Here is a 15,922-nt window from a genome sequence, read left to right on the forward strand (position 1 = left end):
GAGCGGACGGGGCGGACGGGGAGCGTCAGCTGGTGCGGCCCTTGGCGTCGAACCGCTTCATGCGGTCGAGCACCGAGTCGGCCGTCGGCCCGTACAGCTCGTCGACGATGCGTCCGTCGGCGAGGAAGACCACCCGGTCCGCGTAGGCGGCGGCCACCGGGTCGTGGGTCACCATCACCACGGTCTGGCCCAGTTCCCGCACCGAGTTGCGCAGGAAGCCCAGCACCTCGGCGCCGGAGCGGGAGTCGAGGTTTCCGGTCGGCTCGTCACCGAAGATGATCTCCGGCCGGGAGGCCAGCGCCCGCGCCACGGCGACCCGCTGCTGCTGCCCGCCGGAGAGCTGGGCGGGCCGGTGCCCGAGCCGTCCGGACAGCCCGACCATCTGGATCACGGAGTCCACCCACTGCTTGTCGGGCTTGCGGCCCGCGATGTCCATCGGAAGGGTGATGTTCTCCAGCGCGGTCAGCGTCGGCAGCAGGTTGAACGCCTGGAAGATGAAGCCGATCTTGTCCCGGCGCAGTTTGGTGAGCTGCTTGTCCTTGAGCGAGCCCAGCTCGGTCTCGCCGATGCGCACCGAGCCGGACGAGAAGGTGTCCAGGCCCGCGACGCAGTGCATCAGCGTGGACTTGCCGGAGCCGGAGGGGCCCATGATCGCGGTGAGCTCGGCCTGCCGGAAGTCGATGGAGACCCGGTCCAGGGCGACCACCTGGGTCTCGCCCTGGCCGTAGATCTTGGAAAGCTCCGTGGCGCGCGCGGCCACGAGGGTGGACCGGTCGGCGATGGGTGCGGTGGTCACGGGAAGGGCGCTCCTGTCGGTACGGCGTGTGCGGTGGGCACGGTGTGTGCGGTCGGCACGGTGTGTGCTCGGGGATGTCATCCATCGTCCCGGCCGTACGGCGCCCTGTAGTCAGCCGCTGTTCCGGTTCAGGGGGGCGACTTCGGTCGGACGGGCCGGGCCGGTGTCATACCTGCGGATGACGGGCGACCCCGACGGCGGGGCGGGCGAGAACGGGGCGGGCGCCCTCGTCGAGACGGTGAAATCCCGTCATTCCGCATACAGCGCAGGCGGTCGCACGCAAGGCTGTTGGCATGTGCTGTTGGCCTGCCCTGGTAACTGATGCTCCCTCAGGCGCCAATAAAATAAGACAACATCGGCCGTCCCGCCCGAGGCCGGGAGGAGCGTCCCGATAGGCTCAAGGCACGCGTAGCGGAGCCCATGGCCTGCCCGGATGGTGGAATGCAGACACGGCGAGCTTAAACCTCGCTGCCCCTTCGAGGGCGTGCCGGTTCAAGTCCGGCTCCGGGCACTCTCCTCGCACCTGCGCACATCACGACTCGATGAGCAGGTACAGCGAGGCCGCCGGCCGCCGGGGCGGCGGCCGGCGGCCTCGCTCAGTACTACTTTGCCGTCGTCAGGACCTGGTAGAGGTCTTCCCAGGACTTCGTGACGACGTCGGGTCCGTATGCGGCGGCCTTCTGCAGGGCCGCCCGGGAGAACTTGCGGCGCAGCTGCTCGTCCTCGATGAGACGGATGATGCCCGCGGCCAGGGCCGCCACGTCGAGCTCGGGGACGAGCAGGCCGTCCACGCCGTCCGCGACGAGTTCCCGCGGGCCGACCGGACAGTTGAAGCTGACCACGGGGAGACCGACGTTCATGGCCTCCAGCAGCACCATGCCGAAGCCCTCGGACTTGGAGCTCATCGCGAAGATGGAGCCCTTCGCGAGCTCCTCGTCGAGCGTGCGCGTCGGACCCATGAGGAAGACGTGGTTGTACAGGTGCCTGGTCCGGACGGCCTTGCGCAGGGCTTCCATCTCCGGGCCGTCGCCGTGGACGCGCAGGGTCCACTCCGGGTGGGCTTCCACGACCTGGCCGAACGCCGCGATCAGCTTGTCGATGCCCTTGTTGCCGTCGAGCCGGCCGGCGCTGACGACCTGGGGCCTTGAGAGGTCGCTGCGTGGCACGTCCAGGGAGTGCAGCGCGTTCGGGATGCGCTCGACGCGGACCTGGGGGAAAGCCTCGGCATACGCGGCACGGTCCGCCTCGGTGAGGCAGACGAGCGCGTCCATCTTCACGTAGGCGGCGTCGATGGCCTCGCGCCACTCGCCCTTGTGCGTGGACAGACCCGCGTGCTCCTGGACGACCCGGACCAGCGCCGGGTCGGTGTACTCGGCGACGATCAGGTTGATCGTGGGCCGGGTGCCGATCACGATCCGGTCCTCCAGGCCACGGAGAAAGCGGATCATCGCGCCGATACGGCGGCGGCTGTCGGCGTTCTTGGAGATACCCGCCGGGAACCGCTCGTGCCAGGAGGTGTCCTCGGGGCCCTCGTACCGGTCCCAGTCCACGTACGAGCCGGACCGGTTGTCCACGAGCGCGGTCACCTTCACCCGCGGGTCCAGCGGGAAGGGCGGCTCCTCGTGGTAGCGCAGCATGGTCGCGATCTCGACCTCGTGGCCGCGCTCGACCATGGCGTTGGCCTGGTTGAACACGGTACGGACGGTGCCGCCGACGCCGAACGCGTTGTAGATCAGGTACGTGAGCTTCATGTGGCGCTCCGGTTGGCGTCGTCGCGTCGGGCGCAGCGTATGGAGAGGTCGTCGCCGTCGGTGTAGTACGGCAGTACGGCGACACCTGAGCTGTACTGCTCCGGGAACTTGACGATCTGCTTCTTGCCCGGCATGTCGTCGAGGTGGCGGCCGACCCGAAGAGTCATCTTCTTGCCGCCGCGTGTCGCGAGCACGTGCAGGTCCCAGTGCTCGCGGGGCAACGCGTCCCAGACGGCCAGGTTGCGGACGGACACGACTGTCTCGAAGCGCGCGCCGTCGTTGACGACGGGGAAGAACAGCTGACGCGGTGTGGGCGCCGAGGTACGGGTCACCGTACGCACGAACCGGCCCTTGAGCCGCTCGGCGCCGGACAGGACGGGAAGCTCGGGCCGCTCGCGAGAGGTGAGGCGCAACGTCCAGGACTTGTCCACGGGGACGTCGTCCGACACCCCGCCAGTGACGATCGTCCCCAGGATGCGAATGTGACCGTCGCGCGGCCAGACCCGTCTGATCTCGGCGTGCGGCCGTTCCCCGGCACTGGCTTGCATGGCCACCTTCTCTTCTGTTCCGGTCAATGGCCCACCCCCTGGGGAGGCGGAGAGGTCAGGCAAAGCAGCGGCGCCAGACAGCCGGCGTCGACGTCTCGACACCGAGCGCCGGCACGCCACTGAGGAACGCGCCGACGCTCCGACCGGGAGGAGGCTAGGCGGCGGCCCTGGGGCCGACCACGGTTGACTTCATGACGTCCGTCTCGCCGGCCTCGGCGGCCTCCGGCGACGGGGCCGGCGTCCGCTCGTCCAACGGCACGACCGGCGGCCTGTCCGCCGACTCACCCAGCATGATCTGCCGTATGACCCGCTCGGCCGCCCGGCCGTCGTCGTACTCGCAGAACTTGCGGCGGAAGGTGTCGCGCAGGGTGTCCGACTGCTCGTTGCGCCAAGCGCCGCTGACGAAGATCTCGTGCAGTTCGTTCTGGGTGCGAGCGACGTGCCCGGGCGGCTCCTCCGTGACGTCGAAGTACACACCGCGGGAGATCTTGTACGCGTCCCAGTCGTTGGCGTAGATCACGATCGGCCGGTCGAGGTTGGCGTAGTCGAACATGATCGACGAGTAGTCCGCCAGCAGCACGTCCGCGGCGAGCTGCAGCTCCTCCGAGGAGGTGTGGGAGGTGACGTCGATGACCCGGGCCGAATCCTGCAACGCTCGCAGTTCCGCGGTCTGTTCGTAGAAGTGGTGGCCCCGCATCAGCACCACGAACTCGTCACCGAGGGCTTCGGCGAGACGGGCGACGTCGAGCTGGGGGACGTAGCTCTTGGTGTAGTCCCGGTGGGTCGGCGCGTAGAGAACGGCGGTCTTCCCCCGCGGAATGCCGAGCCCCTCCCGAATGCGACGGACGTCGGCGGCAGTCGACGTGTAGAAGACGTCATTGCGCGGGTAGCCGCTCTCCAGCGGTGCGAAGGAGCACGGAAAGGCCCGCTCCCAGATCTCCGAGGAGAACCGGTTGGAGGAGATGCAGTAGTCCCAGCGGTCCGAGCGCTCCAGGAGTTTCCTGAAGTTGGTGCCCTTCGCGGCGACCGGGTGCGGCAGCAAGTGGATGCCCATGGTCTTGAGCGGCGTACCGTGCTGCGTCTGCACGTGGACGGTGCCGGGCCGCTTGACGAAGCGGTCCTCGAAGTTGACGTTGTTGAAGAAGTACTTGGCGCGCGCCATGATCTCCCAGTACCTGGCGGTCCCCGGGATCACGTAATCGGTGCCGGGCGGGAGCTTCTTCACCTCGTCCGGCTTGGCGACGACCACGCCCTTGATGTGCGGGGCTATCTCCTTGGCCTTTGCGTGCAAAGCAGCGGGGTTGCACACGTAACCGCGACCCCAGTAGGACGAGTAGACGGCCAGATTCTGGTCGACGGGCTGCTTGAGTGCGGCTTCGTAAAGGCGGTCCATCCGCTTGACGGCCGCCTTCTTCCGGGTCTCGCGCACCGTCTTGCGGACTTTGCGTCGGCCGTTGTTGGCGACCTTCAGAGTCTGGTAGACCGGGTAGGCGCCGCGTGCGATGAGTGCGTGCCGTATGCCCGTGTGTCCCTCTGGCCGCACGTAGCCGGTCGGCACATAGCGCCGATAGTGACGATGTGCTTGTGCGAAGAATTCGGCGCGCAGCTCTTCAGGCACTCGGTTGCTCTTCGCCAGAATGGCGATGAAGTGGTCGATCATCTTGGTGAAGAGCTGGGCCCGCCACTCACCGAGGGACGGGTCGCTGTCGATGAAGGCGAAGACCCGCTCGTACTGGTCGAAGATGTCGAAGTGCTTGCGGCTGACGGTGCGAAGGATGTTGCCCTGGCGGCGCTGGCGGTAGTGGACGACCACGTGGTCGAGGGCGGCGATCCGGTCGGCCGCCATCAGGACCGGGAAGGTCCAGGGAGTGTCCTCGTAGTACCCCGGGGGGAATTCGAAGCCGCGCTGCTCGATGAACTCACGCCGGTAGACCTTGTTCCACACCACCATGATCAGGGTGAGGAACTCCGGTCTCTGCTTCGCAGTGAAGACCTCCGGCCCCTGCGTCCTGAAGACGGATGCCAGGCTGTTGCGCGTCTCCCCGCCCCACCAGAATGTGCGCGCGTAGTCGAAGATCAGAACATCCGGGTCGGCGGTCTGATCCAGCCGGTCCGCAATGAGCTGAAGCGAGCCGGGCGTAAGCGTGTCGTCGCTGTCGAGGAAGAAGAGGTAGTCGCCGCGCGCCATCTCCATGCCGGCGTTCCGTGCCCGGCCCAGGCCCACGTTCTCGGGCAGGTGCAGTGCCCGCACCCTCTCGTCGGCCTCGGCGTATTCGTCGACGATCTCTCCGCAGCGGTCGGGAGAGCGGTCGTTGACGGCGATTACCTCGATGTCACGGAAGGACTGGTCGAGGATGGAGTCGAGACACTCCTGCAAGAAGGGCTGAACTTGGTAAATCGGCACAATCACGCTGATACGCGGCTTCGACACGCCCTGCTCTTCCAATCCTTCGACCGCACCGGTTCGCTGTCCGGGTTCGGGTTCGGGTCCTGAGTCTTTCGTCATCCTGGGGGCCTGGAGGGCAGGCGCGTGGTTGACAGATGAGGCAGGATACACTGACGAACAGTTCATATGTTAGGCGCATGGCCTGACGCTCCGTTCGGCGATCCTGCGGCCTGTGACGTGAATCATGACTTCGTGGTCGACGGTGATGTGACGTAGTCGGTGATCATGCGCCTGCGCCTCCTTTCGGAACGTGAAAGCCCGGTCTTCGGCTTCTGCCGATGAGTGGCGGGAATGCGTCGTTTCCGGCCAACGGGCCTCTTGACGGCATCGGTTCCCCGACGGCCGCATGCGTCTTGACCTCAACGTGTGCCATAGGCCACCCGATTGACCCGGAGCGGCTGTGCGCGACAGCGGGTGTCGTGTCGCTCGTGTTCCCACGGGAACACTCCGGCCGGGCTTGGCGAGCACACCCGGGAGGATCCGCGCAGTTCTGCGGGAATCCGGCGAATCCACGGTGTCGTCGCAGGTCAGAGGAGGTTGGCGGCTAGGGTTCAAGTCTGGCGTCGGGGCCGGCCAGCGCGCTCGTCAGGTCGGCCAGCCTCCGGTGGAGCTCGGGATGGTGCGCGGACTCCGGAGCCCGCGGTGGCCCGGACAGGGACCGTCGGAGGGCGAGTGAGCCGGGCAGACCCGCATGGGCCGCACCGGTCAGTGCCTCCACATGGCGCCCGACCAGGGCCGCTGCGTCGGGATCCGGCGCCGGCAGGCGGCCGAGCACCGTCCAGGACAGCAGGCGTCGTACCGCCAGGACGGTCGGCCACAGCCGGTCCGCCGTGCCGCTCGTACGGATCTCCTCGGTGGGCACGGCGGCGTGCATGTCCCACAGTTCCGTCATCCGCTGCCAGGCCATGCCCTCGCAGGCGACCCGGACCGCCCCCGTCCGCAGACGCTCCTGCACGGCGGCCCCCGTCCCGGCCACGGCGTTCGCCACCGCCGCGCACACCCGCCGCCGGGGCACACCGCCCAGCAGCAGCGCGGTGGCCACGCCGAGCATCAGTCCGAGGGTCAGGTCGAGGAGCCGGAAGGCGGCGAGCCGGCCCAGGCCGGTCGGGACGGCGGTGGCGACCAGCAGCAGCGCCACCGGCGTGTTCAGCAGGGTGCGCGTGAGGAGGGCGCCGGGCGGCAGGCCCCGCGAGACCGCGTGCGCGACGGTGGCGACGGCCACCGTCACCCAGGTGCCCGGCTGGTAGGAGTGGAAGACCAGGGCCGTGAGCGCCACCCCGCTCACGGTTCCGACGAACCGGGCCCGCGCGCGCCGGGCGGGCTGCTGGCCGGGGCCGCCCTGGAGGGCGGCTGCCCCGCCCACCGCCACCCACGCCGGGTGCAGGAGCGGAAGCAGGGCGCCCAGCACGGTGCCCACCGCGACGGCGAGCCCGACCCGGAGGGCGACCGGGAGACCGGGGGAGGACCGGGACAGCAGGCGGCGCAGTTCCGCGAGCAGGCTCTTGCGGGGTGGCAACGGCACCGGCCACAGCCGGTGGGCGGTCTCCAGGAGCTCCCGAGCGGTGGCCGGGCCGCCGGGGCAGGGGCCCGGCACGCCGCCCGCCGCGATCCTCCCGGCCGCGGCCCGCAGCCACGCGACCCGTTCGGGCGACACCGGCTCCCCGCCCCGTTCCGCTGCGTTCTGCACCGTGTCGAGCAGGGTCTCGAGCCCGGTCATCAGGGCGTACAGCGTCATCCGCCGGGGCGCGGGCTCCGGTGCGCTCTCTTCGCCGTGTCCTTCGCGGGCGTCGTTCAGCGCCGCCCAGGCCCGGTGCACGGCCGCGTAGGCGTCCGGCCCCGTGACGGAGGCAAGACCCCGCGGCCCCGGCACACCGGCCCCGGCCGCGGTTCCGGTCCCGGCCTCGGACTCAGCCCCGGTCCCGGCCTCGGAGCCTCCTCGGGCGCCGGTCCGTGCCTCCGCGAAGTCCGCCACCGACCGGAAGGCGGCCGACACCTCCCGCTCCTCGGGTCCGTACGGGCGGGACAGCCGGCCCGACATGCCTGCCAGCCAGGACACGGCCGCCCCGAGGGCCAGGCAGCCGGCCCGGACCGCGGTTTCCGAGGGCGGGGCCGGTGGCAGGAAGGCTGCCATGGCGGCGACGAGGACGACGAAGTAGCTGCCCGGTCCGCTCAGCCGCAGCGTGCGCACCACGAGGGTGGCCGCGACGGAGACCACGGAGAGCACCCCCACCATGGCCCACACCTCTCCGGCGGCGGCGGAGCCCGCGGCGAAGGCCACGAGGAAGGCCGCCGAGAGGATCACGAGCAGGGGCCCCCGCCGGGGGTAGGGGTCGCGGGCGCCGTACGCGTCCACGTAGCAGCCCATCGCGGCGAAGATCCCGTAGTGGATCCCGCCGACCGCCGTGACCGTGCCGAGGGAGAACCCGAAGGCGAGCAGCGAGCGCGCGGCGCGCCCCCGGTCGAACCGCGGCAGTGCCGCCCGCCACCGGTGCGCCGTCCGGGTGGCGGCCGCGCTCACCACAGGGCCTGGGCGACCGCCATGCCCGCGAACGACAGCCCCAGACCGAGGGCGACCGTCACGCACACATAGGCGGCGGCTCCGGCCAGCCGGCGGGCGCTCGCCATGGAGTGGACCTCGTTGGAGAACGTCGACCAGGTGGACAGCGCGCCGCAGAAGCCGGTGGACAGCAGGGCCTGGCCGGACTCGCCGAGCGCTCCCTCGGTGCCCGCCTGGACGAGGAAGCCCAGCAGCAGGGCCGCGGCCATGTTGGCGAGGAACGTGCCCCAGTGGAAGGAGGACCGCAGGTGCTCCCGCGTCGCCGTACCGATCAGATGGCGGGCGGGGGCGCCGACCGCTCCGCCCGCCAGGACCAGCAGCCACTCACCCATCAGGAACCACCGCCCTCTCCGGTCCGCGCACCCCGGGGCCGCCCCAGGAGCAGGCGTGCCACGACCACGCCCAGGACCACCGCCAACAGGGCCCCCGCCACGGTCAGCAGGAGGTTGGCCACGGCGTAGCCCGGCTGACCGTTCTCGAACAGCCGGCGGGTGTCGTCCGTGTAGGACGAGAAGGTCGTGAAGCCGCCGAGGACACCGGTGCCGAGGAAGGGGTTCAGCAGGCGCGGGGCGCCGGTGAACCGTTCCTTGAGCGCGACGGTCAGCACGCCCATCAGGAAGCAGCCCACCACGTTGATCAGCAGGGTCGTCACCGGGAAGGCGGCCCCACCCGTCTGCCACAGCAGCGCGGCGTCGCTGCCGTTGCGCCACAGGCGGGAGGCTCCGTAGCGCAGCAGGGCGCCTCCCGCACCACCCACCGCCACCGCCGCGACCACGGGCATCCGTGAGCCGGCCGTGGAGTCCGGGTGCGAGTGAAGGTGCATATCGCCAATAAGGTGCATATCGTCACACTAGCTGGCGATCGATCATGCGGCCGCGCGTGCACGGACGACAGTTCCCCTGCCCCTCGATGGCTCGTCGGGGGCCTCAAGTCCTGCGCGAAGGAGCCCGCGTGGCCTGGCAGTCGTCCGAACACGGTCCCGGGGCTCCGCCACCGCCGCGGACGGCCGCGCACCCTTGGAAGGGGACCGCGCTCGGCGCGCTGCGCGGCGTGGGACAGGTGGACTTCCAGGCGAGCGTGTGGTGTTCGCTCGTCATCCTCGTAGCCCTCTGGGTGGCGGGCTGGGAGATCGGCCTGTTCGCCACGATCGGGGCGGCGGTCTCCACGCTGACGGCGCGGCTGCTGGCGGTCTCGCACGACTCCCTGACCCAGGGGCTGATGACCTACTGCGGTGTGCTGGGCGGCATCGCCATGGTGGTGTATCTCGGCCACCACCCCTCGACCTACGTCATGGCCGTGTGCGCGGCCGTGACGTGCACGCTCATCACCGCAGCCCTCGGCAACCTGCTGCGCCCCTTCGGCCTGAAGGCGTTCACCGGGCCGTTCTGCCTGGTCTCCCTGGTGATGGTGCTCGGCGCCCCCTCGTTCGAGCGGGTCTGGCACGGGACGCCCGCGTCCGCCGTCACCCCGGCCACACCGAAGAGCCCCTACGTCAGCTGGACGGACCTGTGGCAGGGCTTCTTCTCCAACGTCTCCCAGATCTTCTTCGTCGAGACCTGGTACGTCGGCCTGATCATGCTGGCCGGCCTCTTCCTGGCCGGGTGGAGGGTGGGGCTGTACGCCGTGCTGGGCAGCGTCGTCGGGATCCTCACCGCGTGGGCGCTCGGCGCCCCGGCCGCACTGATCGGCGAGGGGATCTACGGCTACAACGCGGTCCTGACGAGCCTCGCGTTCGGCGTCGTCCTGCTGCGTCCCACCGGCTGGAACCTCGCCTACACGGTGCTGGCCGCCGCCGCCACCACCGCCCTGACGGCCTCCCTGTCGGTGCTGTTCGAGTCCTTCGGCAGCCACACCTTCACCTGGCCGTTCAACATCGCCACCTGGGCCCTGCTGGCGGCCGTGCCCGTCCTGTCCCGCATCACCCTGCGCGCCGACGACTCCTGACCACCCGGCCCGCCCACGACCGCGTCACGCCCCCCGCGTCACCGAGGAAGGCAGTCCCATGAACCTGGCCCCCCGAGAGATCGACAAGCTGCTGGTGTACGTCGTGGCCGACCTGGCCCGCAAACGCCGCGAGCGCGGCCTGAAACTCAACTACAGCGAGTCGGTGGCGCTCATCACCGAGGCCATCCTGGAAGCCGCCCGGGACGGCAGGACCGTCGCCGACTGCATGGAACTGGGCCGGCAGGTGGTCGGCGAGCAGCAGACCATGCCGGGCGTGCGGGAGATGCTGCCGCTGCTCCAGGTCGAGGCCACCTTCGACGACGGCAACAAGCTCGTCTCCTGCCACGACCCGGTCGGCGGCTGACCGTGCGCCGCGGCACGGTGGTCGCGGTCTGCGGCCACGAGAGCGACGGCGGACACGCCCTGCGGGACCTGGTGGATCCCCGTGTCTCCTGCGTGTCCGGCGGGCGTGAACTGCTCCGCCGCGTCCGCGCGTCGCGCTCCCGGGGCGAGGAGGTCTGCGTGGTGCCGATGACGCTGGGCCGCGACCCGGAGCTGGTCGCCGACGCCGCCCGCACCCTGCTGGGCCTGTCCCCCGAGGAGCGCGCGGGGACCGTGCTGGCCGAGCCGTTCGGGACCGCGGAGCACCTGGTCGGCTGGCTCAGAGCGGCGGCCACGCGGGTGCCGCGGGACCGGGCGCTGCTGGTCACCGCGCCCTCCGGCGACCCGTTCGCCGACGCGGACCTGTTCCGCATCGCGCGCCTGGTGCGGCAGTACGGCCGGCACCGCACGGTCGAGGTGGCCCTCGCCGGCGGCGACCCGGACCCGGCCGAGGGCGTGCGGCGCTGCCGGGCCCTGGGCGCGGAGCGCGTCGTGCTGCTCGCGGCCGCCTGGGTGACGCCGGGCGTGCCGGCCCCCGCGCACTGCGAGACCGGCGGGCCGCTCCTGACGGCGTCCGCGACGGCGGGCGTACTCGACGCGCGCGTCCGCGACGCCTGGCACCGGCGCGACCGGCACGGCGACGACGGCCTGCCCCGCGCCCTCACCGCGACCCACGGCCACGGGCACTCCCACAGCCACGGTCCGGAGGGTCACGACCACGACCACGGCCACAGCCACGGCCCGGACGGTCACGACCACGGGCACGGTGCGGGAGAGGGCGGTTCCGCCCGCCAAGCGGCCGGTGCTCCGGCCGCCGTACCCGCCGCCCCGGCTCCGGTCCCCGCCCACGGCGTCCCCTCCGTCCCCCACGTCCTCCCATCCAGCAGGAGCCTTCGATGAAACTCCCTCCGCGATACCAGTACGGCGACGACCCGATCGAGATCAACGCCGGCCGGCGGACCCTCAAGGTCACGGTCAGCAACACCGGCGACCGGGCCGTCCAGGTCGGTTCGGACTACCACTTCTTCGAGGCGAACTCCGCCCTCGAGTTCGACCGCGACGCCACGCTCGGCATGCACCTGAACATCGCCGCCGGCACGTCCGTCCGCTTCGAGCCCGGCGGCACCCGCGAGGTCGAACTGTGCGCCTACGCCGGCACCGGCCGCCTCACCGGTTTCAGCGGCCTCCTCAACGGCAGCGTCAAGTCGCACCCCGCCAGGGTCGAGGCCGTGAGCCGGGCGCTGCAGCGCGGGTTCCGGGGGACGGGCGGCACCGGTGGCACGCAGAAGGCGGAGCCGGGCAAGGGCGGCGCCAAGAAGTCCAAGAAGAAGGGATCCAACTGACATGCCGACCCTGACCCGCAAGCAGTACGCCGACCTGTTCGGCCCCACGGTGGGCGACCGGTTCCGGCTGGCCGACACCAACCTCGTGGTGGAGGTCGAGAAGGACGTCCGCGAGGGTTCGTACGGCGACGAGGTGGTCTACGGCGGCGGCAAGACCATGCGCGACGGCATGGCCTCGGATCCGCAGGCCACCGCCGCGCAGGGCGCCCTCGACCTGGTCATCACCAACGTGGTGGTCATGGACCCGGTGATCGGCGTGGTCAAGTGCGACATCGGCGTCAAGGACGGGTTCATCGCGGGGATCGGCAAGTCCGGAAACCCGCAGACCCAGGATGCCGTCGACCCCCGGCTCGTGGTCGGCACCGGCACCGAGGTGATCGCCGGCGAGCACCTGATCGCCACCGCCGGGGCGCTGGACTCGCACGTGCACTTCATCTCGCCCCAGCAGTGCGAGCAGGCGCTCAGCAACGGCATCACCACGCTCTTCGGCGGCGGCACCGGGCCGACGGACGGGACCAACGGCACCACCTGCACCCCCGGCCCCTACAACATCGCCCGCATCCTGGAGGCGGCCGAGGACCTGCCGGTCAACATCGGCATCATGGGCAAGGGCAACGGCAGCCTCCCCGCGGCGCTGGACGAGCAGATCGAGGCGGGCGCCGCCGCGCTCAAGGTCCACGAGGACTGGGGCTCCACCCCCGCCGTCATCGACAACGCGCTGGCCGTCGCCGACCGGCACGACGTGCAGGTCGCCATCCACACCGACACCCTCAACGAGGGCGGCTTCTTCGAGGACACCCGGTCCGCGATCGACGGACGGACGATCCACACCTTCCACAGCGAGGGCGCCGGCGGCGGCCACGCCCCCGACATCCTGCGGGTCACCGGCGAGCCCAACATCCTGCCGTCGTCGACCAACCCGACGCTGCCGTACACCAAGAACTCCGTGGACGAGCTGCTGGACATGGTGATGGTGTGCCACCACCTCAGCCACGACATCCCCGAGGACGTGGCGTTCGCCGACAGCCGGGTGCGGGCGGAGACCATCGCGGCCGAGACGGTCCTGCACGACCGGGGCATCATCAGCATGATCTCGTCCGACTCGCAGGCCATGGGCCGCGTCGGTGAATCCGTCACCCGCGCCTTCCAGATCGCGCACGTGTGCAAGGAGGCCTTCGGCCCGCTGCCCGAGGACTCCGCGCGCAACGACAACCAGCGTGTGCTGCGCTACCTCGCCAAGGCCACCATCAACCCGGCCATCGCATGCGGGGTGGCCGACTACGTGGGGACGCTGGAGGCGGGCAAGCTCGCGGACATCGTGCTGTGGCCCATGCACTCCTTCGGCGCCAAGCCCAAGATGGTCATCAAGGGCGGCATCGTCTCCTGGGCGCAGATGGGCGACCCGAACGCCTCGTTGCCCACCCCCCAGCCCGTGTACTACCGGCCGTCCTTCGGCCAGTTCGGGCGCGCCATGCAGTCGACGCACGTCACCTTCATGTCCCAGGCCGGCATCGCGGCCGGGGTGCCGGAGAGGCTCGGCCTCCGGCGCAGGGTCCTGCCGGTGCTCAAGACCCGCACGATCGGCAAGCACAACATGGTCCGCAACGACGTGCTGCCCGACATCGAGGTGGACCCGGAGACGTACAAGGTCACGGTCGACGGCGAGGTCGCGACCATCGAACCGGCCCAGAAACTCCCCCTCAACCAGCTCTTCTTCCTCGCCTGAGCCCGATGTACCGCGACGAGAGGACCACGACGGCCGAGGTGGCCGAGGACGACGTGACGGGCGACGACGGGTCGGGCGGCGCGGACGCGGCGGCTCCCGGCCTCGACCTGGACCACCTCCTCGTCGGCCTGCAACTGACCGATTCGGCGTTTCCCAGCGGCTTCTACACCCTCTCCCACGGCCTGGAGGGCTTCGTGCAGCAGGGGGCGGTCGACCGCGACTCCCTGGCCGCGCTGCTGCACGACGTGCTCCGGCACGGCGTCGGCCCGGCCGACGCCACCGCGCTCGCCCTGGCCCACCGGGCCGCCGCGGCCGACGACTGGGATGCGGTGGCCGCGACGGACCGCCGCCTGTACGCCACGAAGCTGGGCCGCGAGACGCGGCAGGCGGCGACGCGGACCGGACGTCAGTTGCTGGACCTCGCGGCCGAGGTCTTCGGCGCGCCCGGTGTCGCCCACTACCACCGCGTGGTGACGGAGCGCCGGGCACCGGGCACCCAGGCCGTCGCCGCGGGCGTCGTGTACGCGGCGACCGGGGTGCCCGTCCGGCAGGCCGTCGCCGCCGACCTGTTCGCGTTCTGCGCCAGCTTCGCCGGGGCGGCGCTGCGGCTGCGGCTGACCGACCACCGGCTGGCCCAGAGCCTGCTGCGACAGGCCGCACCGGTGATCGAGGAGACCACCCGGGCGGCGGTGGACCGCGGGATCGAGGACCTCGGTGCGACCACGTACGCGGTGGACGTCATGTCGGCCCGTCACGAGCGGGCCCCGGCACGGCTGTTCGCGAGCTGACCACCACCCGACCCGTCCGCCGGCCGCGAGGGCCGGCGGGCACGACCAGGAGAAGAGGAAGGCAAGTGCGGGACAACGTGCTGCGCGTGGGAATCGGCGGACCCGTCGGATCGGGCAAGACCGCCCTCATCGAGGCCCTCGTGCCGATTCTGATCGAACGGGGTCATCGGCCCGCCGTGATCACCAACGACATCTACACCCAGGAGGACGCCCAGCACATCCGCCGCACGCTCGACGGGGTGCTGGAGGGCGACCGGGTGGTGGGCGTCGAGACGGGCGCCTGCCCGCACACCGCCGTCCGCGACGACCCCACGATGAACCTGGCTGCGGGCGCGGAGATGCTGGAACGCTTCCCCGACACCGACGTCCTGCTCTACGAGAGCGGCGGCGACAACCTGACCCTCACCTTCAGCCCCGCCCTGGTCGACGTGTTCGTCTTCGTCCTGGACACCGCCGAGGGCGAGAAGATGCCGCGCAAGCGGGGGCCGGGCATCACCGACTCCGACCTGCTCGTCATCAACAAGATCGACATCGCCCGGTACGTCCGCACCGACCTCGGCGTCATGGAGTCCGACGCCCACACCGTGCGCGGCGAGGGGCCCGTGGTGCTCACCGACTGTCTCACCGGAAAGGGCGTCGACGACGTCCTCGCCTTCCTCGAGTCCCGGCGTGAGGTCCTGATCTGACATGCCGGCCGTCCGCGACCGGCTCGCGCCGGAGTACTACGAGCCAGGCAGGCTTCCCCGGGAGCTGTCGGCGCTCTCCGCCGTACCCGAGACCCTGGGCCCGGGCTCGCCCGCCAAGGTCGGCATCCTCGACCTCGGGTTCGTCCGCCGGGGCGAGCGCACCGAACTCGTCGAGCGGTACCAGAAGACGCCGCTGGAGATCATGCGCCCGCTCTACGTGGACCCGGCGCTGCCCGGCATGGCGTGCACCTACGTGATGGCCACGGGCGGCGGCGTCGCCCAGGCCGACCGCTACCGCCAGGACCTGCGGTGCGGTCCGGGCACCCAGGCGCTGTTCACCACGCAGGCGGCCACGAAGGTCTACCGGATGGAGCAGGACTACGCGACCCAGCTCGTGCGGCTCAGCGCGGACGAGGGCGCCTACGTCGAGTACCTGCCCGATCCGCTCATCCCCTTCCGGGGGGCGCGCTTCCACCAGGACGTGGTGCTCACCGTCGACGAGGACGCCACGGTCGTCTACGGGGAGGCCGTCACCGCCGGCCGGCTCGCCCGCGGCGAGCGGCACGCGTACACCGTCCTCACCGGCGACCTGGAGATCCGCCGGCCCGACGGCACCCTGCTGGCGGTGGACACGCTGCGGCTCACACCGCAGCGGGCGGGCGGAGTGGACGGCCCGGGCGTCTTCGCCGGGCACGACCACGTCGCCTCGCTGTTCGTGGTGAGCGGCAGGCGTCCCGCCGCCGAGATCGCCGACGCCCTGCACGCGTCCCTGGAGGGACGTGAGGTCCTGCACGGGGCGAGTGTGCTCCCCGACGACTGCGGGGCCTGGGTGCGGATCCTCGGCCACGAGGAGCCCCGGGTCACCGAGGCCGTCCGGGCCGCGTGGGACGCCGTACGCCGGCTGCTCACCGGCCACCCCGTACCCGACCTGCGTAAACCGTAACCCCACCGCCCCC

The 15,922-nt window shown here is 71.0% G+C and carries 15 protein-coding genes and 1 tRNA gene; 9 read left to right on the top strand and 7 right to left on the bottom strand.

The window, feature by feature from the left end; translation table 11 throughout:
* Window positions 1-25: 25 nt before the first annotated feature.
* Window positions 26-796: an ABC transporter ATP-binding protein gene (locus tag ACZ7MF_RS38980; RefSeq protein WP_087790666.1), complete on the bottom strand. Its 771-nt coding sequence runs from the start codon at window positions 794-796 to the stop codon at window positions 26-28.
* A gap of 427 nt (window positions 797-1,223) precedes the next feature.
* Between ACZ7MF_RS38980 and ACZ7MF_RS38985 the strand changes: the two genes are divergently transcribed.
* A tRNA-Leu gene (locus ACZ7MF_RS38985) sits at window positions 1,224-1,307 on the top strand.
* A gap of 91 nt (window positions 1,308-1,398) precedes the next feature.
* Here the strand turns inward: ACZ7MF_RS38985 and ACZ7MF_RS38990 are convergent.
* The 6 genes from ACZ7MF_RS38990 to ACZ7MF_RS39015 all read right to left on the bottom strand — a co-directional run bounded on the left by ACZ7MF_RS38990 (window position 1,399) and on the right by ACZ7MF_RS39015 (window position 8,921).
* Complete coding sequence (locus ACZ7MF_RS38990) at window positions 1,399-2,547, bottom strand: glycosyltransferase family 4 protein (RefSeq protein ID WP_471482922.1); 1,149 nt, start codon at window positions 2,545-2,547, stop codon at window positions 1,399-1,401.
* A complete protein-coding gene (locus ACZ7MF_RS38995) occupies window positions 2,544-3,095 on the bottom strand; it encodes a hypothetical protein (protein ID WP_471482924.1) in 552 nt (183 codons plus the stop codon). The genes ACZ7MF_RS38990 and ACZ7MF_RS38995 overlap by 4 nt, the downstream gene beginning before the upstream one ends.
* Before the next feature lie 154 nt (window positions 3,096-3,249).
* Window positions 3,250-5,526, bottom strand: a complete 2,277-nt coding sequence (locus tag ACZ7MF_RS39000) for a bifunctional glycosyltransferase/CDP-glycerol:glycerophosphate glycerophosphotransferase (RefSeq protein WP_471482926.1) — start codon at window positions 5,524-5,526, stop codon at window positions 3,250-3,252.
* Window positions 5,527-6,085: 559 nt separating this feature from the next.
* Window positions 6,086-8,059, bottom strand: coding sequence for an FUSC family protein (locus ACZ7MF_RS39005; protein WP_471482928.1), 1,974 nt, complete (start codon window positions 8,057-8,059; stop codon window positions 6,086-6,088).
* On the bottom strand, window positions 8,056-8,430 hold the full coding sequence (locus ACZ7MF_RS39010) for a fluoride efflux transporter FluC (RefSeq protein ID WP_471482930.1): 375 nt from the start codon (window positions 8,428-8,430) through the stop codon (window positions 8,056-8,058). Before ACZ7MF_RS39010 ends, ACZ7MF_RS39005 begins: the two co-directional genes overlap by 4 nt.
* On the bottom strand, window positions 8,430-8,921 hold the full coding sequence (locus tag ACZ7MF_RS39015) for a fluoride efflux transporter FluC (RefSeq protein WP_471482932.1): 492 nt from the start codon (window positions 8,919-8,921) through the stop codon (window positions 8,430-8,432). The genes ACZ7MF_RS39010 and ACZ7MF_RS39015 overlap by 1 nt, the downstream gene beginning before the upstream one ends.
* Window positions 8,922-9,049: 128 nt before the next feature.
* On the opposite strand from ACZ7MF_RS39015, the gene ACZ7MF_RS39020 reads away from it, so the two are divergent.
* The 8 genes from ACZ7MF_RS39020 to ACZ7MF_RS39055 all read left to right on the top strand — a co-directional run bounded on the left by ACZ7MF_RS39020 (window position 9,050) and on the right by ACZ7MF_RS39055 (window position 15,909).
* Window positions 9,050-10,042, top strand: coding sequence for an urea transporter (locus ACZ7MF_RS39020; protein WP_471482934.1), 993 nt, complete (start codon window positions 9,050-9,052; stop codon window positions 10,040-10,042).
* Window positions 10,043-10,100: 58 nt separating this feature from the next.
* Complete coding sequence (locus ACZ7MF_RS39025) at window positions 10,101-10,406, top strand: urease subunit gamma (protein ID WP_402554180.1); 306 nt, start codon at window positions 10,101-10,103, stop codon at window positions 10,404-10,406.
* A 2-nt stretch (window positions 10,407-10,408) separates the two neighbouring features.
* Complete coding sequence (locus tag ACZ7MF_RS39030; RefSeq protein ID WP_471482936.1) at window positions 10,409-11,323, top strand: sirohydrochlorin chelatase; 915 nt, start codon at window positions 10,409-10,411, stop codon at window positions 11,321-11,323.
* On the top strand, window positions 11,320-11,766 hold the full coding sequence (locus ACZ7MF_RS39035; protein WP_388522985.1) for an urease subunit beta: 447 nt from the start codon (window positions 11,320-11,322) through the stop codon (window positions 11,764-11,766). Before ACZ7MF_RS39030 ends, ACZ7MF_RS39035 begins: the two co-directional genes overlap by 4 nt.
* A gap of 1 nt (window position 11,767) precedes the next feature.
* Entirely contained in the window at window positions 11,768-13,492 is a 1,725-nt protein-coding gene (gene ureC / locus ACZ7MF_RS39040; RefSeq protein WP_471482938.1) for an urease subunit alpha, read from the top strand.
* Window positions 13,493-13,497: 5 nt separating this feature from the next.
* Window positions 13,498-14,280, top strand: a complete 783-nt coding sequence (locus ACZ7MF_RS39045; protein WP_471482940.1) for an urease accessory protein UreF — start codon at window positions 13,498-13,500, stop codon at window positions 14,278-14,280.
* A gap of 65 nt (window positions 14,281-14,345) precedes the next feature.
* Window positions 14,346-14,966 carry an urease accessory protein UreG gene (gene ureG, locus ACZ7MF_RS39050; protein ID WP_471482942.1) on the top strand — a complete coding sequence of 207 codons (621 nt, stop codon included), beginning with the start codon at window positions 14,346-14,348 and terminating at the stop codon, window positions 14,964-14,966.
* Between the two features lies 1 nt (window position 14,967).
* A complete protein-coding gene (locus ACZ7MF_RS39055; protein ID WP_471482943.1) occupies window positions 14,968-15,909 on the top strand; it encodes an urease accessory protein UreD in 942 nt (313 codons plus the stop codon).
* Window positions 15,910-15,922: the final 13 nt, after the last annotated feature.

It is taken from the genome of Streptomyces sp. NPDC111628 (genome assembly GCF_055635195.1).

Bases quoted from the DNA above. Each gene is read 5' to 3' on its own strand.
- ACZ7MF_RS39015 (WP_471482932.1), bottom strand. From the start codon at position 8,921: ATGCACCTTCACTCGCACCCGGACTCCACGGCCGGCTCACGGATGCCC.
- ACZ7MF_RS39045 (WP_471482940.1), top strand. From the start codon at position 13,498: ATGTACCGCGACGAGAGGACCACGACGGCCGAGGTGGCCGAGGACGAC.
- ACZ7MF_RS38995 (WP_471482924.1), bottom strand. From the start codon at position 3,095: ATGCAAGCCAGTGCCGGGGAACGGCCGCACGCCGAGATCAGACGGGTC.
- ACZ7MF_RS39055 (WP_471482943.1), top strand. From the start codon at position 14,968: ATGCCGGCCGTCCGCGACCGGCTCGCGCCGGAGTACTACGAGCCAGGC.
- ACZ7MF_RS39025 (WP_402554180.1), top strand. From the start codon at position 10,101: ATGAACCTGGCCCCCCGAGAGATCGACAAGCTGCTGGTGTACGTCGTG.
- ACZ7MF_RS39010 (WP_471482930.1), bottom strand. From the start codon at position 8,430: ATGGGTGAGTGGCTGCTGGTCCTGGCGGGCGGAGCGGTCGGCGCCCCC.
- ureC (WP_471482938.1), top strand. From the start codon at position 11,768: ATGCCGACCCTGACCCGCAAGCAGTACGCCGACCTGTTCGGCCCCACG.
- ACZ7MF_RS38990 (WP_471482922.1), bottom strand. From the start codon at position 2,547: ATGAAGCTCACGTACCTGATCTACAACGCGTTCGGCGTCGGCGGCACC.
- ACZ7MF_RS39035 (WP_388522985.1), top strand. From the start codon at position 11,320: ATGAAACTCCCTCCGCGATACCAGTACGGCGACGACCCGATCGAGATC.